This window comes from Arthrobacter sp. Br18 (assembly GCF_000520555.1).
In the GTDB taxonomy this organism is placed as follows: domain Bacteria; phylum Actinomycetota; class Actinomycetes; order Actinomycetales; family Micrococcaceae; genus Arthrobacter_D.
The window spans coordinates 1-20,318 of sequence record NZ_AZSA01000194.1; the positions used below are offsets into that span (position 1 = coordinate 1).

The 20,318-nt window shown below is 66.2% G+C and carries 18 protein-coding genes; 11 read left to right on the plus strand and 7 right to left on the minus strand.

Annotation, left to right across the window (positions count from 1 at the left end; genetic code table 11):
* Positions 1–63: 63 nt before the first annotated feature.
* Positions 64–1,671 (minus strand): coiled-coil domain-containing protein, encoded by a 1,608-nt coding sequence (locus Y704_RS0100005; protein ID WP_155850127.1) that lies wholly within the window; start codon positions 1,669–1,671, stop codon positions 64–66.
* Between the two features lie 385 nt (positions 1,672–2,056).
* Here Y704_RS0100005 and Y704_RS22475 point away from each other — a divergent pair, with 385 nt between their 5' ends.
* Positions 2,057–2,581, plus strand: coding sequence for a response regulator transcription factor (locus Y704_RS22475; RefSeq protein WP_051476524.1), 525 nt, complete (start codon positions 2,057–2,059; stop codon positions 2,579–2,581).
* 70 nt (positions 2,582–2,651) lie between these two features.
* On the opposite strand, the gene polA is transcribed toward Y704_RS22475, so the two are convergent.
* Positions 2,652–5,414 carry a DNA polymerase I gene (gene polA, locus Y704_RS0100015; protein WP_081747296.1) on the minus strand — a complete coding sequence of 921 codons (2,763 nt, stop codon included), beginning with the start codon at positions 5,412–5,414 and terminating at the stop codon, positions 2,652–2,654.
* On the opposite strand from polA, the gene Y704_RS17705 reads away from it, so the two are divergent.
* Positions 5,413–5,901: a PaaI family thioesterase gene (locus Y704_RS17705; protein ID WP_035770841.1), complete on the plus strand. Its 489-nt coding sequence runs from the start codon at positions 5,413–5,415 to the stop codon at positions 5,899–5,901. The genes polA and Y704_RS17705 overlap by 2 nt on opposite strands.
* A gap of 121 nt (positions 5,902–6,022) precedes the next feature.
* Positions 6,023–6,256: a hypothetical protein gene (locus Y704_RS0100025; protein ID WP_026548619.1), complete on the plus strand. Its 234-nt coding sequence runs from the start codon at positions 6,023–6,025 to the stop codon at positions 6,254–6,256.
* Between the two features lie 132 nt (positions 6,257–6,388).
* On the opposite strand, the gene Y704_RS17710 is transcribed toward Y704_RS0100025, so the two are convergent.
* Both Y704_RS17710 and ligD read right to left on the minus strand, forming a co-directional pair.
* A complete protein-coding gene (locus Y704_RS17710) occupies positions 6,389–6,787 on the minus strand; it encodes a response regulator transcription factor (RefSeq protein ID WP_051476525.1) in 399 nt (132 codons plus the stop codon).
* A gap of 92 nt (positions 6,788–6,879) precedes the next feature.
* Positions 6,880–7,902 carry a non-homologous end-joining DNA ligase gene (gene ligD / locus Y704_RS0100035; protein WP_026548620.1) on the minus strand — a complete coding sequence of 341 codons (1,023 nt, stop codon included), beginning with the start codon at positions 7,900–7,902 and terminating at the stop codon, positions 6,880–6,882.
* Positions 7,903–8,029: 127 nt separating this feature from the next.
* Here ligD and Y704_RS0100040 point away from each other — a divergent pair, with 127 nt between their 5' ends.
* The 6 genes from Y704_RS0100040 (at position 8,030) to Y704_RS17725 (ending at position 16,038) form a co-directional block, all read left to right on the plus strand.
* Positions 8,030–8,650 carry an L-threonylcarbamoyladenylate synthase gene (locus Y704_RS0100040; protein ID WP_026548621.1) on the plus strand — a complete coding sequence of 207 codons (621 nt, stop codon included), beginning with the start codon at positions 8,030–8,032 and terminating at the stop codon, positions 8,648–8,650.
* 129 nt (positions 8,651–8,779) lie between these two features.
* A complete protein-coding gene (locus Y704_RS17715; protein ID WP_035770842.1) occupies positions 8,780–10,966 on the plus strand; it encodes a malate synthase G in 2,187 nt (728 codons plus the stop codon).
* The gene (locus tag Y704_RS0100050) at positions 10,963–11,391 is read left to right on the plus strand and encodes a GlcG/HbpS family heme-binding protein (RefSeq protein WP_026548622.1); all 429 of its coding nucleotides are present in this window, start codon (positions 10,963–10,965) and stop codon (positions 11,389–11,391) included. Before Y704_RS17715 ends, Y704_RS0100050 begins: the two co-directional genes overlap by 4 nt.
* Before the next feature lie 434 nt (positions 11,392–11,825).
* The gene (locus Y704_RS17720) at positions 11,826–12,602 is read left to right on the plus strand and encodes an AfsR/SARP family transcriptional regulator (RefSeq protein WP_051476526.1); all 777 of its coding nucleotides are present in this window, start codon (positions 11,826–11,828) and stop codon (positions 12,600–12,602) included.
* Between the two features lie 111 nt (positions 12,603–12,713).
* The gene (locus tag Y704_RS0100060) at positions 12,714–15,023 is read left to right on the plus strand and encodes a C1 family peptidase (protein ID WP_026548623.1); all 2,310 of its coding nucleotides are present in this window, start codon (positions 12,714–12,716) and stop codon (positions 15,021–15,023) included.
* Positions 15,010–16,038, plus strand: a complete 1,029-nt coding sequence (locus Y704_RS17725; RefSeq protein WP_051476527.1) for a hypothetical protein — start codon at positions 15,010–15,012, stop codon at positions 16,036–16,038. Before Y704_RS0100060 ends, Y704_RS17725 begins: the two co-directional genes overlap by 14 nt.
* A 21-nt stretch (positions 16,039–16,059) precedes the next feature.
* On the opposite strand, the gene Y704_RS17730 is transcribed toward Y704_RS17725, so the two are convergent.
* On the minus strand, positions 16,060–16,290 hold the full coding sequence (locus Y704_RS17730) for a hypothetical protein (RefSeq protein WP_035770843.1): 231 nt from the start codon (positions 16,288–16,290) through the stop codon (positions 16,060–16,062).
* A gap of 6 nt (positions 16,291–16,296) precedes the next feature.
* Entirely contained in the window at positions 16,297–17,514 is a 1,218-nt protein-coding gene (locus Y704_RS0100075) for a S8 family serine peptidase (RefSeq protein ID WP_026548624.1), read from the minus strand.
* Positions 17,515–17,823: 309 nt separating this feature from the next.
* Between Y704_RS0100075 and Y704_RS17735 the strand changes: the two genes are divergently transcribed.
* Positions 17,824–19,032: a DUF4389 domain-containing protein gene (locus Y704_RS17735; RefSeq protein ID WP_253904151.1), complete on the plus strand. Its 1,209-nt coding sequence runs from the start codon at positions 17,824–17,826 to the stop codon at positions 19,030–19,032.
* A complete protein-coding gene (locus Y704_RS24930; RefSeq protein WP_253904152.1) occupies positions 18,990–19,376 on the plus strand; it encodes a DUF4389 domain-containing protein in 387 nt (128 codons plus the stop codon). The genes Y704_RS17735 and Y704_RS24930 overlap by 43 nt, the downstream gene beginning before the upstream one ends.
* A gap of 9 nt (positions 19,377–19,385) precedes the next feature.
* Here Y704_RS24930 and Y704_RS17740 read toward each other — a convergent pair whose 3' ends face one another.
* Positions 19,386–20,240, minus strand: a complete 855-nt coding sequence (locus Y704_RS17740; protein WP_051476528.1) for a hypothetical protein — start codon at positions 20,238–20,240, stop codon at positions 19,386–19,388.
* Between the last annotated feature and the right edge of the window lie 78 nt (positions 20,241–20,318).

Genomic DNA, 20,318 nt, shown 5'->3' on the forward strand with positions numbered 1-20,318 from the left:
GGAATCGGCGCCCCCGTCAGGTGTCGTGCTTTCCCGCCGATGTTCAGGGGCGGGCTTATCGGGCTAGCTGCTGCGCTGTGCCTTCCGGCGGATACCGAAGGCGGCCGCGGTGATGCCCAGGCCGGCTGTCAGGAGCCCTGCCAGGCCCAGTGCCTGCCCGGAGGTGCCTTCGGTTTCGCCGGCGGACTGGATGTTCATTCCGCGGTTCGACGTCTGCCCGCCGGCACTTCCGGGAGTGGTGGTCGAGACTCCGGCACCAACCGGTACTCTGCCGGTGCCGCCGCCGGTGCTTCCGGGAGTCGTTCCGCCGGTGCCGCCGGGGGTTGTCCCGCCGGTGCCTTCACCGTTGGTGATGTCGATGTAGATGTCATCGATGCTGATGTCGATATCGATGTCAACGTCGATGAAGACAGTTCCGCCGGTACCGTCGACGCCGCAGGCATCGATCGATGCGTCGAACAGGCCCTGAAGCTCGTCGACATCGACCGCGGTTGCTTCCAGGTCGATCTGAAGGGTGGCTACGACCGCCAGGGCTGCCTCCAGATCGGCCGTGGCATCAGCAACAGCGTCAAGGTCGAGGTCGCCCGTAGCTGCCAGGGCCTCACGTGCCGCGTCTACGTCCAGCTGAGCATCCAACCGGGCGTCGAGAGCAGCATCCACTGCCGCCTCGAGGTCGGCGACGACGACGGCGTCGGCTGCGACCTGCGCCGCAATCGCAGCGTTCAGGGCCGCCTGCGCAGCAGTCACGTCCGCCCGGGCGGTGACCTGGGCTGCCAGTGCCGCATCGACATCTGCCTGAAGCCCGGCGATCACTCGTATCGTCTCGGCCTGCTCAGTGCGGGCTGTCGCCAGGCCCGCACGGGCCTGGACGACCGCGGCGGTATCGGTGGCGAGGAGGAGGTCCAGGGCAACTCCTGCGTCCTCAGCATTATCCGTAGCGGTGACCTGCGCCGCCGCAGCAACAGTAACGGCAGTCCTGGCCGTCGCGTCATCGGCTGGATCGACAGTCGCCAGTGCCGCTACCAGTGCGAGCTCGGCGGCCACGAGATTGGCATTGGCCGTCGTCTGGATTGCCAGGGCTGCGTTGAAGGCGGTCTGGGCATCGGCACGCAGGCCGACCTGAACACCGAGTGCTGCAGTCAGCGCGGTGTCGGCGGCCTCGACCTCAGCCTGCGCGTCGAGAGCCAGCCCAGCCGTCGCGTCCAGGGCGGCCCGAGTATTGGTGACGTCAAGATTGGCATCGATGAGAAGGTCCGCCACGACCAGCAGCGCTGCTTCAGCGTCGTCGACGTCGGTCTCGGTGTCGATGATCGCCTGGAGCGCTGCATCCAGGTCGGCCTGCGTGTTCGTGACGTCGAGGGCGGCATCCGCAAGAACCACAAGAGCGGCATCCACGGCGGCCTGTGCCTCACGCTGATCTTCCGATCCTGCACCGACCAGAGCGTCCAGGGCACCCTGGGCCTCGACGACGGCGTCGAGGGCCACCTCGAGCTCCGCGATCACAGCAGTGTTGGCGCCGGCATCGCCCAGCGCCGCCAGGAAGGCCGCCTGCGCTGCATTGCATTCCGTCGAGTCCGGGGCTGCCGAGGCAGGAGCAGCGGTGAAGAAGAGGCCGCCGGCGGCGAGAGCCGCCGTGGAGCCGGCAGCGAGCATACGAGTACGAGTGGTCATCAAAATTCCCCAGACTGAGACGAGTAGACCCTCGCGGATGTCGCGAGGGTGAAGGCAGCTTTCGAAAGATCCCCGGAGTGCCTTCTGCAATTCCACAGTGCACTGATCATTCTGGGAACCCTCCGATCGGCTAAATACTTGGACGCATCGGCCAGACTTCAGAGTGGTCGGACTACCTTCGAGGAGTATTTCCTTGACCGGGAAGGGTAGCGCGATGCCCGGTTGTTGGTTCTAATGGGGTGGCATGGGGGAATGTGAAAGGGTTTGCGCTCATTTGGCGGGTCACGATTATCTGACCAGTAGGGCGCTCCGTGAATTGTTGAGCGCTTCAGGCCTTATTCGGGTCTCCGGTGAAAGCGCCACGGGTCGGCAGGCGTTTCACGAGGTGAGAAATGAGCAACCCGACATTGTTCTTGTCGATGCTTCGATTACCGACGTTGGCCTGACCGAAACGATTGATGGCCTCTCCGCCGTCAACAAGAACCTGAAGTTTGTAGTTCTGGCCAATCATCACTCCCCTGCAACCCTGGACGCCGCCCACCGGTCGGGAGTGCACGGCTACTTCCTCCGCGGAGCGGTGTTGGAGGATCTGGCACCGGCCCTGCGGATCATTCATCGCGGAGGATCAGTCCAACCGTTCGTGCTGCCACGCCAAAGCCGCCAAGAACCGGCCGACGGCGTTCTGGCATCCCGATTCAAGTCCTTCACCAACCGCGACCTGCACATCATTCGCGGCGTCACCGACGGGCTCACCAACACAGAGATCGCCGGGCCCCTGCACCTCAGCGAAGCCACCGTGAAAGCCCGCATCAGCAGAATCAAGAAACATCTCGGCGTCACCACCAGGGTGCAGATAGCCGTCCAGTGTGTTCAGGCCGGAATGATGGCGTTCCCATCGACGCTCCCGTGACCCGCTGCGAAGGCTGCTCCGGTTCGCGACAGGGTAAGCACAGGTAGTTTTGACGCGGCGGCACGACCGATCAGTGGGCGGCTTCGTGCCAGCTCAGTCCGGTCCCTACCGAGACGTCGAGCGGCACGGTCAGCTCCGCTGCCCCGGCCATCTCCCGTCGGACCAGCGCCTCCACAACCTCGCGCTCACCCGCCGCTACCTCGAGCACGAGCTCGTCATGGACCTGCAGGAGCATCCGCGAGGAAAGCCCATCCCTGCTCAGTGCCGCATCCACGCCGAGCATGGCCTTCTTGATGATGTCGGCTGCCGAGCCCTGGATCGGCGCGTTGAGTGCAGCCCGCTCGGCCATTTCCCGCAGCTGCCGGTTGTCACTCGAGAGGTCAGGAAGATACCGGCGGCGTCCTTCGATGGTCGAGGTGAAGCCGTCCTTGCGTGCCTGCTCGACGATGCCCCGGAGGTAGTCACGGACGGCGCCGAAGCGCTCGAAGTAGTCGCGCATCAGGGTACGCGCCTCGTCCACCGAGATCGCGAGCTGCTTCGAAAGGCCGAAGGAGCTCAGGCCGTACACCAGGCCGTAGGACATGGCCTTGACCTTCGACCGCATGGCGTTGGTGACTTCCGCCGGCGCGACGCCGAAGATGTGGGAGCCCACGAAGCGGTGGAGGTCCTCCCCCTCCTGGAAGGCCGCGATGAGGCCCTCATCCCCGGAGAGGTGCGCCATGATCCGCATTTCGATCTGTGAATAGTCGGCGGTCATCAGACTCTCGTACGGTGTCCCGGAACTGCTCTTGCCCACCACGAAAACCTCGCGGATACGCCGGCCCTCCTCCGAGCGCACCGGAATGTTCTGGAGGTTCGGGTTCGTCGAGGACAGCCGGCCCGTTGCTGCGACAGTCTGCAGGTACGTCGTGTGGATCCGGCCGTCGTCACCCACTGCTTTGCGCAGCCCCTCCACGGTCTGGCGCAGCTTCGTGGCATCCCGGTAGGCCAGGAGCTGCTCGAGGAACGGGTGCCCGGTCCTGACGATCAGGTCGGTGAGGGCATCGGCATCGGTGGAGTACCCGGTCTTGATCTTCTTCGTCCTCGGAAGCTCCAGCTCATCGAACAGCACCGCCTGGAGCTGCTTCGGTGAGCCGAGGTTGATTTCCTTGCCGATGATCCGGAAGGCTTCCGAGCCCGCCGCGCTGATGGTCTTCGAGAAGTCGTCCAGCAACCGGTCCAGGCGCTCCACCGAGACTGCGACCCCGGTCAGCTCCATTCCCGCCAGGACCTCGGCCAACGGCAGCTCGAGGCCGCCGAGGAGCTGATTGGCTCCCTTCTCCACGAGCTGCCCGGCGAAGTGCTCGCTGAGCTGCAGGGCAGCGAACGCGGCGACGACGGCGGGAGACGCAACATCCTTCCCGCCGAGGTCAAGTGCCTGCTGCCCTGAGGAGTCGTTCGCCGAGGCGGTGATGGACAGGCGCAGGTGGTACTGGCTGAGGTCGGCGAGGTCGTAGCTGCGGCGGTCCGGCTGGATGAGGTAGGCGGAGATGGCGGTGTCGTCGACTTCCCCCGCGAGGACCAGTCCCCGGGCGGCGAGCTGCTTGTACACGGTCTTGAAGTCGTGGACCACCTTCGGCGCATCCCTGTCAGCGAGCCAGGCGCCCAGCACCTGCTCCGCGCCGGCGTCGAGCGGCTCGAGTGGAACATAGGCGGCGCCGCTGGAGGTCACCAGTGCCACGCCGGCAACGTCGGACCCGCCCGACGTCGATTCCATCGCCAGGTGCACTGAGGTGAGCGCCTGGTTCGTGGCCTTCAGCCAGGCGGTCAGCTCCCCCTCATCCTGCAGCATTACATGCGGCGGCGGGCTCATCTCGTCCCCGGTGTCCTCGGTCTCCTCCTCACCGAACAGCTCGAACAGGCGTTTGCGCAGCGTGTTGAACTGCAGCGAGTCGAAGAGGTCCTCGACGGCCGTGCGGTCGGGGTGCTGGGACACCATGGCATCGAGATCGACGGGCAGCACGAGGTCCGTCAGCAGCCGGTTCAGGCGCCGGTTCCGCTTGACCGAGTCGAGGTGCTCCCGCAGGGCGTCCCCCACTTTGCCGCCGATCGAGTCGATATTCTCGATGATCCCCTCGAGGCCGCCATAGAGCCTGATCCATTTCGCGGCCGTCTTCGGGCCGACGCCGGGCACGCCCGGAAGGTTGTCGGCGCTCTCCCCCACCAGTGCTGCCAGATCGGAATACTGGTGCGGAGGTACGAAGTACTTCTCCTCGATGGCCTTCGCATCCATCTGCGGGATGTTGGTGACGCCCTGCTTGGGGTACAGCACGGTCACGCGGTCATTGACCAGCTGGAAGGCGTCGCGGTCGCCGCTGACGACCTGGACGTCCCAGTCCTCGGCAGCTGCATTGCAGGCGAGCGTGGCGAGGATGTCGTCGGCCTCGTACCCGTCCATGGAGATGGTGGGAATCCGCATGGCTTCCATGACCTTGATGATGAGGTCGATCTGGCCGTGGAACTCCTCCGGAGTCTTGGACCGGCCGCCCTTGTACTCCGTGTACTCCTCAGAGCGGAAGGTAGGAGTATCGAGGTCGAAGGCGACCGCCACGTGCGTGGGCTTCTGGTCCTTGATCAGGTTGATCAGCATCGCCGTGAAGCCATAGACGGCGTTGGTGTGCTGACCGGTGTCGGTGGAGAAATTCTCGGGAGGAAGCGCATAGAACGCGCGGAAGGCCATGGAGTGTCCGTCCACCACCAGGAGTCGGTTCCGCTGCCCGGTCGAAGGACGCGCGGCGGTCAGGGTTGCAGCTGGTTTGGTAGTTTCACTCACAGGTGCCAGCCTAGTTCCCATGATGGACAAATTCATTCCGCCGGCCTCGTCCGGTGAAGCAGGCAACGACCATGTAACGGAACTGACGGCCGCGGGTGTTCCCCCCGAGATGCACGAGTGGCTCGGCGGGTACGGCGTCGGACGCCTGAACGTGAAGATGGGCATCACCTTCCTCGAGATGAGCGCCGGGCGCATGGTCGCAACCATGCCGGTCGAGGGCAACGAACAGGTTGCGGGGATCCTGCACGGCGGTGCACACCTGGTGCTGGCCGAGACGCTCGGATCCTTCGCCGCCGGCCTTCACGCCGGCCCGGGGCGCCAGGCCCTGGGAATCGAAATCAGCGCCACCCATCACCGCAGCATCGCGTCGGGCACCGTCACCGGCACAGCCACCGCGCTTCATCTGGGACGCACCCTGACCACGCACGAGGTCGTCATGACCGACGACGACGGCCGCCGGCTCTCCACCGCGCGCATCACCAACCTCATCCGGGACACCGGCAACTAGCAGTCGATCCCCTCATCGCTGCGGAGGCAAGAGACCGAGCCCTGCAATCTTGTCCTTGCCGGTCTTTCTGCCGGCCCGATACCGTGGAGGTCACGCGATCGGACCTCCGAAGGGAAAGAACATGTCAAAGAAACTGCTCCGGCAGTCCGCCGCCCTCCTCGCCGCCACCGCCCTGTTCCTTACCGGCTGCGACAACTCCGAACAGGAGCAACCTCCGGCAGATGACATGCAGCAGGAGGAGCAGCAGAACGAGGACGACGGTCAGTTCGACGACAACAACGGCATCGACACCGATCAGGGAGATGACTCCCGGGGGGAGGAAAACGAGGACGGTGAAGACGGCGAAGACGACTAGCGCGATCAACCGACGACTAGCGCGATCGACCGACGACTAGCGCGGTCCAACCGACGACTAGCGCGATCGACAGGCAGCGACGGTCGGCTTCCGGCAGCCTTTCCTCCGGCGCCCGGCACTCCGGCACCCGGCTCAGGCGTTGAGGCCGGGCCCAAGCCGTCGGCTGAGCCCCTCCTCGATGTGGTTCCTAAGCTCGGACGGCCGGAACGGTTTGCGCAGATAGCCGTCGGCGCCTGCTGCGACACCACGGGCCTCGTCGGCGGGATCGGACCGTGCCGTGAGCATGACGATGAGGGTGGAGGAGAATCCCCGGATCCGGCGGGCAACCTCGAAGCCGTCGATGTCCGGGAGTCCGACATCGAGGGTGACGACGTCGGGCAGCAGACGCCGCACCATCTGCACTCCCGCGAGGCCCGCTGGGGCGGTGTGGACCTTGAACCCGGCGCCGGTGAGCACGGTGTGCAGAAGGTCGCGAACGTCGTCGTCGTCTTCAATAACCACCGCGGAGCGGGAGGGCTCTTCACTGAACATTCGGCCAGTCTACCCACCGCCGGTGAACAGCCGGTTGCGGGCGCTTCCCTGACGGTTGCGCCCGCCGAACGCACGTCTCCGACGTCGTCGTGCTACTGCGGTTTCCGCGCCCGGCTGGGCTGTACGCGGGGCGGCTCGCCGGGCATCTTGGGGTAGTCGGGCGGGAAGGCGAGTTCGCCGAGGCCTACTTCGAGGTCACGGTTCCACCACGCGAGCAACGTATCGATCGTTCCCGGCGCGTCGTTCAGGTGTTCCCAGGGGTCGCCCCTGTCGTTCAGCCTGCCGGGCACCGTCGCCATTGTGTACCTGGCCGGGTCGGCCGTCGCGAGTTCGTCCCATTCGAGGGGGCAGGAGACCGGGGCGTGGGCCAGCGGGCGGGGACTGTAGGCGCCGGCCATGGTGCGGTCACGGTTCGCCTGGTTGTAGTCGACGAACATCTTCTCGCCGCGCTCCTCCTTCCACCATGCCGTCGTCACAGCATCGGGCATCCGGCGTTCCAGTTCACGGGCCGCGGCGATGACGGCGTGGCGGACGTCGAGGAACTCGTGCGTCGGCTCGATGGGCGCGAACACGTGCAGCCCCCGGTTGCCGGACGTCTTGATGAACGCGGTCAGGCCGGCCTCCGCGAGGACCGATCGGAGCTCCAGTGCAACGGGGACTGTTTCGGGGAACCCGGTGCCGGGCTGCGGATCGAGGTCAATGCGCAGCTGGTCCGGGTTGTCGGGATTGCCGGCGCGGGATGCCCAGGGGTGGAACACGACGGTATTCATCTGCACCGCCCACACCACGCCAGCCGGTTCGTCGAGGACCAACTGCGGGTGTGAGCGGCCGCTCGGGTAGGTCACCGGGACCGACCGGACGAAGTCCGGAGTGCCCTTGGGTGGATTCTTCGAGAAGAACTGCTCCCCGTCGATACCGCCCGAGAACCGTTGCAGCGATACCGGGCGGTCGCCGTTCGCGGCAAGGAACGCAGGGCTGACGGCCACCAGATACTTTGCAAGATCGAGTTTCGTCAGACCCAGCTGCGGCCAGAGGACGCGCGACGGGCTCGAGATGCGCATGTCCCGCGGGCCTCCGGGCCCGTCGACGGTGAGGAGAACTGCTTCGCTGGCCATGGGAACAATGTACTCCGCGGGCACTCCCGCGCATCCGGGCGGTTCAGCCGCACGGAACCGGGCCGGAGCGGCGTGCAATGGGCCACGATCCAGTGCGCGGTTCCGGCCCGGACCATAAGCTCGTGGCATGGCCAGATACTTTGATGTGCATCCCGAGGATCCCCAGCCCCGCGCGATCGCCCAGATTGCCGAGATCGTCAGGTCGGGCGGCCTGATCGCCTACCCGACGGACTCCTGTTACGCGCTCGGGGCGCAGCTGGGCAACAAGGACGCCCTTGAGCGCATCCGCGCGATCCGCCGGCTGGACAACAAGCACCACTTCACGCTCGTCTGCAGTGACTTCGCGCAGCTGGGGCAGTTCGTGCAGATCGGCAACGACGTCTTCCGGAGCATCAAGGCAGTGACCCCCGGCAGCTACACCTTCATCCTGCCCGCCACGAAGGAGGTGCCGCGCCGGCTGATGCACCCGAAGAAGAAGACGGTGGGCGTGCGGATCCCTGACCACAGGACGGTCCAGGCGCTGCTCGCGGAACTCGGCGAGCCGCTGCTGTCGAGCACCCTGCTGCTTCCGGACCAGGAGACCCCGCTCACCGAGGGCTGGGAGATCAAGGAGGAACTCGACTACCAGGTGGACGCGGTGATCGATTCCGGGGACTGCGGCGCCGAGCCCACGACGGTGATCGACTTCTCCAGCGGCACCGCGGAGATCGTGCGGCGCGGGATGGGCGACCCGGCCCGGTTCGAGTAGCTGCCGGTCAGACACGCGATCGTGGCTGGTTGCGTCGGGCGTTCAGCATTGACAGGTGGATCAGTGCTGGCTAGGTTTTTATAGATTGGTAGATTTCTTCCACCGTACGAGAATTAGAAGGCGGGCAGTATGCCGAATCACTTGGAGACCAACGGTCTCAGCGTCGCCGAAGAGCTCTACGCCTTCGTCCGGGACGAAGCGCTGCCGGGGACAGGGATCGAGGCGGAGGCCTTCTGGGCGAACGCCGCGGCCCTCATCGCGGAGTTTTCGCCGCGGGTGCAGGAACTGCTGGGCATCCGCGAGCGGATGCAGCAGCAGATCGACGAATACCACCGTGGGCGCGACGCGATGCCCGTGGATTCGGATGCCTACGAGGACTTCCTCCGCTCGATCGGCTACCTGGTCGAGGAGCCCGGGGATTTCACCATCACGACCGATCAGGTCGACCCTGAGATCGCGACCGTCTCCGGTCCCCAGTTGGTGGTCCCGTTGTTGAATGCACGCTTTGCAGCCAACGCGGCCAACGCCCGTTGGGGCTCGCTGTACGATGCGCTGTACGGTACCGACGTCGTCGACGACGCGGAGGGGCGTGGGCACGCGGGGAGTTACAACCCGGTGCGCGGTGCCGCCGTCGTCGCCCGCGGGCGGCAGTTCCTCGATGAGCACACCAGCCTGGCGGGTGGATCCCACTCGGATGTCACCGCCTACCGGATCGCTGACGGCGTCCTTGTCGCCGAGACGCCGGGCGGTCCACTGGGACTGGCTGAGCCGGGGCAGCTCGCGGGCTACCGGGGAGCCGCGGACGAGCCCGAGTCCGTGCTGCTCGTACACCACGGCCTGCACATCGAGATCCAGATCGACCGCACCCACACGATCGGCTCGGGCGATCCGGCCGGTGTGAAGGACATCGTGCTGGAATCCGCGACCACGACAATCATGGACCTCGAGGACTCGGTGTCCGCGGTCGACGCCGGGGACAAGGTGGCCGGCTACCGCAACTGGCTCCAGTTGATGCAGGGCACCCTGACCGCCGAGGTGGCCAAGGGGACCGGGACCTACACCCGGCGGCTCAACCCCGACCGCGTGTACACATCAACCGACGGCTCGGAGCTGACCCTGCCCGGCCGTTCCCTGCTGCTCATCCGCCAAGTAGGCCACCTGATGACCAGCGACGCCGTACTCGACCCTGCCAGCGCTCCGGTGCCCGAGGAGATCCTCGACGCTCTCTTCACAGGGCTCGGTTCCGTGCACGACCTGCGCGGCCCGCACTCCGGTCACAACTCACGGGCCGGGTCGGTGTACATCGTCAAGCCGAAGATGCACGGACCGGGTGAGGTCGCCGTGGCCTGTGCCCTGCTTGCCGGCGCCGAGGCCGTGTTGGGCCTCGAACCGCTCACCCTGAAGATCGGCATCATGGACGAGGAGCGCCGCACGTCCGCCAACCTGAAGGCATGCATCTGGGAGGCACGGGACCGCGTGGCGTTCATCAACACCGGCTTCCTGGACCGCACCGGCGACGAGATCCACACCTCGATGCTTGCGGGCCCCATGGTCCGCAAAGCCGACATGCGGAACTCCAGCTGGATCAAGGCCTACGAGGACGCCAATGTCGATATCGGGCTGGAGTGCGGATTCAGCGGTCGGGCCCAGATCGGAAAGGGCATGTGGGCTGCACCGGACGATATGGCTGACATGCTCGCCCAGAAGGTCGCGCACCCGCTCGCGGGCGCCGACTGCGCCTGGGTCCCCTCACCCACCGCCGCGACCCTGCACGCCATCCACTACCACCAGATCGACGTGGACGCCCGGCAGGCCGAACTCGCCGGGAAGCGCCGCTCGACCCTACGGCAGCTGCTCACCATCCCCGTCGGGAACCCCGCCGACTGGCCCGCCGCTGACCGGCACAATGAGCTGGACAACAACATCCAGAGCACGCTGGGATACATCGTCCGCTGGGTGAACGACGGCGTCGGGTGCTCCAAGGTCCCCGACATCCACGGCACAGCACTGATGGAGGACCGCGCCACCTGCCGCATCAGTTCCCAGCACGTCTCGAACTGGCTCCTGCACGGCGTCGTGACCGAGGAAGAGGTGGAGGCGTCACTGCGGCGGATGGCTGCGATCGTCGACGAGCAGAACGCCTCGGACCCTGACTACACCCCGATGTCCCCGGCGTTCACCACCGAGGCATTCCTCGCGGCCCGGGAACTCGTGCTCGACGGCGCCGCACAGCCATCCGGGTACACCGAGCCGATCCTGCACCGGCGCCGTGCCCTGCATAAGCACACCGACAATCTGACGAGGAATGCATCATGAACCTGACCCTGGAATCCGCCCAATCCATTCTCGTCGACGCCCTTGCGGCGGGCCGGCAGCACGGCTTCAAACCACTGACCGTCGTCGTACTCGACGCAGGTGGCCACGTCATCGCGGCCGCGCGCCAGGACGGCGCCTCGAATAACCGCTTCGAGATTGCACACGGCAAGGCGTACGGGGCGTTGGCCCTCGGAATGGGTTCGCGTGCCATCATGGAGCGCGCCGAGCAGCAGGCCTACTTCATCGCAGCAGCGACCGCCACCCTGGGTGGCCGGCTCATCCCGGTGCCCGGTGGCGTCCTGGTACGCGATCAGGACGGCGTCATCAAGGGTGCCGTCGGCATCAGCGGCGACAGCTCCGACAACGACGAGACCGCAGCGTCGACGGCGATCGAGGCTGCCGGCCTGACGGCACAGGTGGACTGACGCTCCCGCGGATACGGGACTCCGACGTGGCTTGGGGCAGGTGCATGGGCCGATACCGGACCCGGGCCACGCTGTCCGACCCGCCCGTGAATCGACGCCGCGCCTCCGAAGGACGTCTGGAGCATTTTCTCCACGACCCGGCCTGACGCTGACTGGCTGTCCCTGCCCGAACGCGGATAGCGGAGCCGGCCCGCATGCACGGACATGCGTGAGGAGCAGACGTCTGCACGCTGCACGCTCTTCCTCGAACGTGCGGGCGACGTGAGCATGGCGAGCCGATGCGGCGGCACCGCCGCGAGTTCGAGCGGTGAGCCGGGTGTCCACGCACCATTGACAACTTCCTGAACACTGAGGATGCTGACTCTGACAGCGGTCAACCGTTTCAGCGGATAGGGGACGCCTCTCCCCGATCGAGCAGGAAGTGGGGACGGGTGATGTCATCGAGCATTGCGGTCCATTGGAGCCTGAAGTTGCTGGGATGCTGGGGTCTTGAACGGGAGCACCAGCAGGCCATCGTGGCTTTTCGGCAGCAGAGGCTCATTGCCGCCCTTGCCCTGAAGGGCGGACGGCGGCGCAGCTCTATTGCCGGTCTGCTGTGGCCGGACTGCACCGAGGTCCAGGCATCCGGGAGCCTGCGCGCCTGCCTGTGGAACATCGCGCACCAGCTTCCGGGACTCCTTGAACCGGCCAGTGACCCCCTGTCGCTCGCGCAAACGGTTTCCATCGACGTTGCTGAGCTGACCGGGCGGATGGATCTCGTCAATCGAGGTGCAACTATTCCGACCGGCTTGGCGGACCAGCTGCGGGGGGCGAATCTGCTGCCCGGTTGGCACGAGGAGTGGCTCTGGCCGGACCAGGAGAGGTTGAATCGTCTACGCATAGCGACGCTGGAAAACCTGGCCGGGCGCTTCCTGGCCACCGGTCAGCTCGATGCCGCGCTCGAAGCCGCCACGACAGCTTCCGAACTGGATCCCCTGCGCGAGAGCGCGCAACGGATGCTGCTCCGCATCCACCTGGCGGCCGGGAACAATGGTTCCGCCATCCGCAGTTACCGAAGCTATCTCGCGGTTCTCGGGCACGAATGCGGCGTTCGCCCGTCTGCCGGCATCACGGATCTCATCCGGCCCCTGCTCCAGGTTCCCCAGGAACAGTCACCGACCCCTCCCCTCGGCGCTGGTCTCGGTGTGGGCCTGCGTCCGTCCTTCGATTAGCTTCCACCTTGGGGCGGCCAGTAACGCGGCAGTAACGCGTGGCATGATATTCCTGCCCTAACCGGGCGTGCGACGAATCGGACACCGCCCGGACGAACGGGAGGGGTCGCCATGCCGAAGACACTGCCGCCGGGGGTGATCGAGCTCGGGGTGGCCAGCTTCCAGGTGAACGTCATGCCGGACGTCTTCGACTCCAGGGACCTCGAGTACCGTCCCCGGCTTGCACTGCTGCCCGCGGTTCTGGACCGCCGACCCGTGGACACTCTGGTCCAAACGCAGGAGGGCAACTCCTGCACGGGCCACGCAATGGCGGCGATGATCAACGCCGTGCTCTCCTCGGCGGGCGCCCCGGTGAGGGTGAGCCCCTACATGCTCTACCGGATGGCCCGCCGCTATGACGAGTTCGAGGGAGAGGAGGATGAAGGGTCGTCACTCCGCGGAGCCCTCAAAGGGTGGTTCTACCACGGAGTCCTGCCCACCGAGGACTGGCCTGCCCTCACGGAGGATCCCGATCTCGACGGTGATTCCGCCCTCGCAGAGAAAGCCTTCCTGCACCCGCTGGGTGCCTTCTACCGCGTCAATGCCCACCGTCTCGACGATATGCAGTCCGCGATCAACGAATTGAACGTGATCGTGGCCTCCGCGCTCGTGCATACGGGCTGGATCGAACCGACCCGGGTCGTGAGATCCGACGGCACGAACATGCATGTCATCGAGCGGCCGCCGGGCGCGGGTCAGCTCGGTGGACATGCCTTCACGATCGTCGGGTACAACAGTGTCGGGTTCCTGGTGCAGAACAGCTGGGGCACAGATTGGGGATCCGGGGGTTTTGCAACGCTTCCCTACGACGACTGGCTCTCCTCCGCCTACGACGCCTGGGTTGCGCGGCCGGGTGTGCCCGCCATTGTCCGCACGCGGAACCGTGCAAAGGTGGTCGATACGACGGCGGGAGTGCTCGCCGAAGGGCCCGGCCCGGACCTGGTCCGACTCTCCCGTCACGTGGTGAATCTGGGCAACGAGGGAAGGCTGTGTACCACCGGTCGCTTCACCAGCAGCCCTGCGCAGCTTGAACGCATGTTCCAGCGAATGGAGGAGTATCACCATTTCTGGCAGGGAACCTCCGCCGGTCCGGATGAAGCGGTGCACCGTGTGGTTCTCTATGCCCACGGAGGTCTGGTCGACGAAAGGTCCGGTCTGTCCACGGCCCAGGCACAACTGAACTGGTGGCTGAACAACCAGGTGTACCCGATCAGTTTCGCCTGGCAGAGCGGCCCCGTGGAAACCATGCTCAATTCCTTCGGAGACATGATCCGCGGCAAACTCCCCTTCGGCGGTCTCGGGTTCGATCTGGTCGAGCAGGCCGACCGGTTCGTCGAGAGATTCGCCAGGCAGAACATCCGGTGGATGTGGGCCGAAATGAAGGAGAACGCGGCGGCTGCCTCGGCACCACTTCCACCTGCAGTCGAATGGCCGCGGAGCGGAGCGGGTACTGACGGCTGGGCGGGTCTCCCCGGCGCGTCCCTGCTGGCACGGCGGCTGGGGCGTTATGCGGAATCGCTTGGCGGGGGCGCCCTCGAAGTCCACGTCGTGGGGCACAGCGCCGGATCCATCTTCACGGCGCATCTCCTGTCACGCCTGAAAGAGGAGCGTGTTCCCGTGACCTCAATGACCTGGCTTGCGCCGGCGATCCGGATCGACGACTTTCAGCAGTTGGTCCTGCCGCACCTCAAATCGGGCCACGTGAAGAAGTTCGCGTCCTTCAGTCTCCGTGGCGCGCAGGAACTGGACGACGTCGTCGGGACCGGAAAGTTCAACATCTACCAGAAGTCGCTGCTCTATCTGGTCTCCCACGCCCTGGAGCACGGGGCGGAAGGACGGGGAGGGGGGGAGGTGCCGCTTTTCGGAATGGAGCGGTTCGTGGACAGCCCGTGTGACGGTTCCACCCTGTCCAGGGTGTTGGAAGCTCCTTCCGCCGACCTGGTGTTTTCTCCTAGCCAGGGACCGCCGGCGAGCAGCTCCAGCGCCACCACCCACGGCGGGTTCGACAATGACACAGCGACGATGACATCCGTCATGGTCCGGATTCTCCGGCTCGACGAGGCAACTGAACGTACCCGCTTCCAAGCGCACTCCCCGCTGCTTGATGCTGGACCGGGAGCTGCCCGCGAACCCGCCGGGAATGCATCGGCTCCGTCCCGTGTCGCCGACGTCGAGCATGCCGGGACGGCCCCCGTGACGAGGATGGCCGCCCCGCAGCCCAATGATGTGCAGGTTCCCGCCTCCGCCGGCCCCCTCCCCGAGGAACAGCTCGCACCGGAAACCACCAGCCCCGTGATGGATGCCCTGACCCGTCACGGATGGACGGTCGAGTCCCAGGCAGCTACATCTTCCGCCCTGAAGGCCCCAGGTGGCATTCCCTGAGCCACCGGACCAGCTTCCCCTGGGTGTGCCGACCAACCGGACCTGGCGGGAACAGGCGCTCACCAGCGCGGCCCAGCTGCGGACTGTCTCGGCATGGCTCGCGCTGACCGACCCGCCGTCCGGAACCGATCCCGGAGCGGACGCGGGCAAGGCCGTGCTGGAGAACGCCATCGCCTGGCATCTCAACGAAGCCATCAGTGTCGCCTCCCTTAAGTCTCCTGCCATCCAGACCTCGTACAACGGCGCCGTGGTGGAGCGCGTCCTGAGCCACCTGGACGCCGCGCGGGTGGCGCTCCTGCTGAGGGCACCGGTCGGCTTCGTCCAGTCGCAGCTACCGAACATCCACGCCCACGTGCGCCTGCACCTGCCGCGGACCGATCCGCAGCGGGTGGCCGTCGAGAAGGCTGCAAAGGCAGCGCTGACGACCCCGCTCGACAACGCCTCCCGGCTGACTGTGGTTTCGGCTTTCCGGGCGGCGTGCGTCGAAGCCCGTGAGGAATTCTCGCGGGTGCGCAGTTTCCGGAATGTCCTGATCATGAGCGCCCTGGTGCTGACCGTTCTGGCTGTTGCCCTCGCCGTCGCCGGTTGGATCCGGCCCGGTGAAATGCAATTGTGTTTCGAGCCGACCGAAGGACGAGCCTGCCCCACCGGGGACCGCCCCCGACCCTGGGATCTGCTGTTCATCGAGTCTTTCGGCCTCATCGCGGCAGCAGTTTCCGGAGCTGCGTCCTTGAGGCATGTCCGGGGCACCTCCACGCCGTATGGACTGCCGTTGGCCCTCGCGATCCTGAAACTACCGGCCGGGGCGCTGACGGCCGTGCTGGGCCTGCAGCTGATGCGGGGCGGATTCGTGCCCGGTCTGAGCGACCTCGACAACCCTGCCCAGATCGTCGCGTGGGCCATCACCTTCGGAGCCGCGCAGCAGCTCTTCACCGGGCTGGTGGACCGCCAGGCGCAGACCGTCCTCGACGACATCGGCGGCAAGACCGGGAGCGACACCAACACCGCCGCGTGACAGCCCCGCTGAACGTCACGGTCACTGGATGCCGCTCTCTGGCGGAGGAAGCCGGAAAGGCAACTCCTCGTCCACCGCGGCAACCCCGTCGACCGCCTCGAGCGCGGAGCGGGAGGCCTGCGGCGCCGAACCCGTGATCATCCCCAGGACGCTCATCACCCGATCAACGTCCATCCCGCAGGATCGCAGCTGCTCCGCGACGTCGTTGATGGTGGAGCGGTGCGTCTCCTTCACTGTCACGGTGAGCTTCATGCCGTCCTATTCCTGCGGTGCCATGACGAGCCCGGACCCCACGTCCACCGACGGCGCCAGTAGACGATGGCTTTCCTGCATCAGGACGGACCAGAGTTCCCTCCCCCGGTACCCGGTGGCCTGCGCCCACAGGGCAGCAACACCGGCAGCATGGGGTGTCGCCATGCTGGTGCCGCTGATCGTGTTGTAGCGGTCGGGCATCAGCCAGGAGGAGTACACCTGATAGCCGGGACCCGCGATGTCGGCCTGCCCACCGCGGACCGGCAGGGTCCGCGCCGAGAAATACGCGAGGTCCAGCTGCTGGTCCAGCGCCCCCACTGCCAGGATGAACGGGCTGTTGGCAGGCGCGCCGACAAAGCCGAAGTTGTTCTGGCGTCGGTCGGCATTGTTTCCGGCGGCGGCGATGATCAACGATCCCTGGTCGAGCACCCGCCGGCCGATCGCGGTGTACGGCGGATGGACCTGCTGGACGTCGGCCCCGAGGGACATGGAGATGACCGCACAACCATTCATCATCGCCCACTCGATCCCGGCGATGATCCCGCCGTCGCTTCCCGACCCGGAGTCGCTGAGCACCTTCCCCGCGAAGATCTCCGCCTCACAGGCAACCCCGTACCCGGGGCCGGTGGACGGTGTCCGCGGACCACAGGAACTACCGATGCAGTGGGTTCCGTGGCCATGCCCGTCCTGTGCCGTCTCGCCGGCGATGAAGGATTCAACGGTGACCTGACGGCCCGCGAAGTCGGGGTGCGAGGAATCGAACCCGGTATCGAGGACCGCCACCCTGATCCCGTCGCCGGTCCACGGCGAGGCAGCCGCCCCGGCCGCCTGGAGGCCCCAGGTGAACTGCGGCGTGTCCTGGAACGACGCCGAACCGTCGCCGCCGGTCGCGTCGGAGAGGACATGGTGAATCAGTTCGGGCGAGACGGACACCACGTTGGCCTGATTCGACGCGGAGCGCAGCGCCCCCGCCTGCTGCGGGTCGGCCGTCACGACGGCGACGCCGAGCGCCGCGAAGACGGTGGCGTCCGCGCCCCGGGCCTGCTCGGGGTCAACCGGTCCCCGGCCGAAATCACGGGAACTCGCCACGTTGGACAGACCAGCCGCCGACCTCAGGAACGCGGGCGGGTCCGGCTCGGACTCAGCAAAGACGACGATGAAGCGTCCGGTGGTTTCCGGTTCCTGCCTGGTGGACCGGCTTCCGGAGGAATCAGGTTCGATCATGGCACTCTACCTCTGGGGAATAGGGGGTGAAGCTTCAATGTAGCCACCGCCTCGTTATTCTGCTGTTACTCGGACGGCTCCTCACCGGCCTTCCACTACGGAGTGCGAAATTGACGTTCGACCCTAGCGCAGTGTCGTTTCCACCTCCACGCTCCTACACATTGCAGGTTTCACCAGGTCAGCCTCCCTCCGGACTCTCTCTGCACCTGCAGCAGGGGTGAGTCGGGCCATGCAGCCCACCGGCCTGTCGGTCCATGCAGCCCACCGGCCTACCGGCAGGAATGCTCCACGCACGTAAGGAAGGCCACCATGAAAGCAGGTCGAGTTATTCTGCTGGTGCTGGGCACCTTGATGGCGCTGACCGGGCTGGGAATGCTCGCCGGCTCCGCGGTTCTCGGCTGGGCACAATTCCAGCAGCGGGACGGCAGCTACTTCACCGCTCCGCTGGAGCGGTACCAGGCGGATTCCTATGCCCTCACCAGTCCGGGGCTGGATCTCATTGTCGATGACGGGCTGCCCGCCGTCTTCTCGACCGGCGACGTCGGCAGCATCCTGCTACGCGCGGCATCCGCCGAGGCCGGGCAGGAGATTTTCATCGGCATTGCTGACCAGGCGGAGGTGGCGGACTATCTGGCCGGCGTTGAACAGACAGAATTGACACAGGTTCAGTTTGCCCCGTTCCGGCCCGAGTACCGCACCGTGTCCGGCTCCTCCTCCCCCGCACCCCCTACAACGCAGGCCTTCTGGGAAGCCTCGGCCGCCGGTCCGGGGACCCAGGAGCTCATGTGGGATATCCGCCCCGGCAGCTGGGCGGTTGTGGTCATGGCAACCGACGGCGCCGTTCTGACCGGCGTCGACCTGCAAGCCGGGGCTCGGACGAACCTGCTCGGACCGATCGCCTGGTGGCTGCTGGCCGGCGGGGTGATCCTGGTGGCCGCCGGCGTGGCCCTGATCGTCGCCGGAGCCGCAGCACTGGGCCGCCACGGTCCGCCGGCCCCCTACGGCGAGCAGCACGCGGTCCGGCATGACGGACCGACCCCCTCCGGGCCTCCGGTATCTTCCTCGGCCGACACCCGGCCCCCGGGCTCTGCCGGCGCCCCCGCCATCGTTCCGCCGTCCGGGGACGAATATCGGTCCTATCCGGCTCGACTGTCCGGCCACGTGGACCCTTCCCTGTCGTCCTGGATGTGGCTGGTGAAGTGGTTCCTGGCCATTCCGCACGTGATTGTGCTGTTCTTCCTCGGGTTCGCCCTACTGATGACCACCATCGTGGCCGGGTTCGCGATCCTGTTCACCGGCCGGTACCCCCGTGCGCTCTTCGACTTCAACGTCGGGGTGCTGCGGTGGAGCTGGCGGGTTCCTTCTACGCCTACACCGCTCTGGGCACAGATCGGTACCCGCCGTTCACCCTGGCGCGGACCGACTATCCGGCTGATTTCGACGTCGAGTATCCGCAGCGGCTTTCGCGGGGTCTGGTGCTGGTCAAGTCCTGGCCGCTGGCTCTCCCGCACCTGCTGATCGTGGCGGCCCTGACCGGCAATTCCTGGTCCTGGGACCCGCGCTGGGGAGCAACCGCGGCCCGGGAATGGGAATCCCGGCAATCCGCGGGAGTATCGTTACTGACCATTCTGGTCCTCGTTGCCGCCGTGATCCTGCTGTTCACCCGGACCTACCGGAGAACCTTGTTCAACCTGATTCTCGGCCTGAACCGCTGGATCTACCGGGTGATTGCCTATGTGGCACTGATGCGCGATGAGTATCCGCCGTTCCGGCTCGACCAGGGCCCGGTCGACCAGCCACTGCCAGGACCGGGCCTGCCGCCGGAAACCGCGGCCGGGAGCGCGAGGCCGCTGACCGGCTGAACGGCTGGCTCACCCTCCGGGCTCTACGTGGACCGGCTCCGCGTCGTTCTGACCGCTCTGTCCGTCGCCGAACGCCTCCGGAGTCATCTGTAGTTTGCGCAGGTGCAGGACGCCGAGAACCAGGAAGAACGCGGAGAGGGCCAGCGCGGGCCAGAAGGACGCGTGGTTCAATGGCAGGTCGAACAGCGGTTTCACCACTTCACCGGCTGCGAGGGAAAAGATGAGAGTGAACCCCAGGACATGGAGCGCAGGCAGCAGGATCAGTCCGGTGGCGTGCTGCCGGTAGGTCAGGACGGACAGGATCAGGAAGGCCGGCATGATGAAGCACAGGTCCAGGATGAAGATCGAGTGCAAGGAATCGATCTGTTCCCCGGTGCGCATCAGCGGCAGGAGCATTCCGATCCACAGGGGGTAGAAGACCATCGGCTGAAGCAGTGCACCCGAGGCCGAGACGACACGAATCCCCCTCGGCAGCGCCGGCTGCTGCAGGTTCCTGCGCAGGGTAGCTCCTGCATACACCAGGGCCCAGAAGGACAGGGCGAACACCGCCATATACAGCAGGTAGAGGCCGTTGTAGGTGCGCTCGATGACGTAGATGCCGTAGGCATAGAACAGGTATCCCAGGAGGCCCAGGACAATAATCTGCCGCCTGGGCGTCCCGGACCGTCCGGTGAGGGCCAGATACAGCAGACACAGGGCCGCCGCGGCGGAGATAAGATCCTGGGAATAGGCTCCGCGGATGATTCCAGGGGAAACTATCCGGTCGTAGATCGCCGGGTCCCACAGACCGGCGGCCGCGGCGACGAGGGCCAGCAGACCGGTGACGGCCCAGGCACCCCTATTCACGTTCACGTGGGTCAGCACGGTCTCGGGCTCCTTTCAGCACGGGTCCCGCTCTTGTGATCCCTGGCGGACCGGAGGTTCCGCAATAATCGGTGGTGC

Excerpts from the sequence above, each read along its gene's own strand:
- Y704_RS17720 (WP_051476526.1), top strand. The coding sequence starts at position 11,826 with ATGTCATCGAGCATTGCGGTCCATTGGAGCCTGAAGTTGCTGGGATGC.
- Y704_RS0100050 (WP_026548622.1), top strand. The coding sequence starts at position 10,963 with ATGAACCTGACCCTGGAATCCGCCCAATCCATTCTCGTCGACGCCCTT.
- Y704_RS0100075 (WP_026548624.1), bottom strand. The coding sequence starts at position 17,514 with ATGATCGAACCTGATTCCTCCGGAAGCCGGTCCACCAGGCAGGAACCG.
- Y704_RS17710 (WP_051476525.1), bottom strand. The coding sequence starts at position 6,787 with ATGTTCAGTGAAGAGCCCTCCCGCTCCGCGGTGGTTATTGAAGACGAC.
- polA (WP_081747296.1), bottom strand. The coding sequence starts at position 5,414 with ATGGGAACTAGGCTGGCACCTGTGAGTGAAACTACCAAACCAGCTGCA.
- Y704_RS0100005 (WP_155850127.1), bottom strand. The coding sequence starts at position 1,671 with ATGACCACTCGTACTCGTATGCTCGCTGCCGGCTCCACGGCGGCTCTC.
- Y704_RS17730 (WP_035770843.1), bottom strand. The coding sequence starts at position 16,290 with ATGAAGCTCACCGTGACAGTGAAGGAGACGCACCGCTCCACCATCAAC.
- Y704_RS0100025 (WP_026548619.1), top strand. The coding sequence starts at position 6,023 with ATGTCAAAGAAACTGCTCCGGCAGTCCGCCGCCCTCCTCGCCGCCACC.
- Y704_RS0100040 (WP_026548621.1), top strand. The coding sequence starts at position 8,030 with ATGGCCAGATACTTTGATGTGCATCCCGAGGATCCCCAGCCCCGCGCG.
- ligD (WP_026548620.1), bottom strand. The coding sequence starts at position 7,902 with ATGGCCAGCGAAGCAGTTCTCCTCACCGTCGACGGGCCCGGAGGCCCG.
- Y704_RS0100060 (WP_026548623.1), top strand. The coding sequence starts at position 12,714 with ATGCCGAAGACACTGCCGCCGGGGGTGATCGAGCTCGGGGTGGCCAGC.
- Y704_RS17705 (WP_035770841.1), top strand. The coding sequence starts at position 5,413 with ATGATGGACAAATTCATTCCGCCGGCCTCGTCCGGTGAAGCAGGCAAC.
- Y704_RS17735 (WP_253904151.1), top strand. The coding sequence starts at position 17,824 with ATGAAAGCAGGTCGAGTTATTCTGCTGGTGCTGGGCACCTTGATGGCG.
- Y704_RS17715 (WP_035770842.1), top strand. The coding sequence starts at position 8,780 with ATGCCGAATCACTTGGAGACCAACGGTCTCAGCGTCGCCGAAGAGCTC.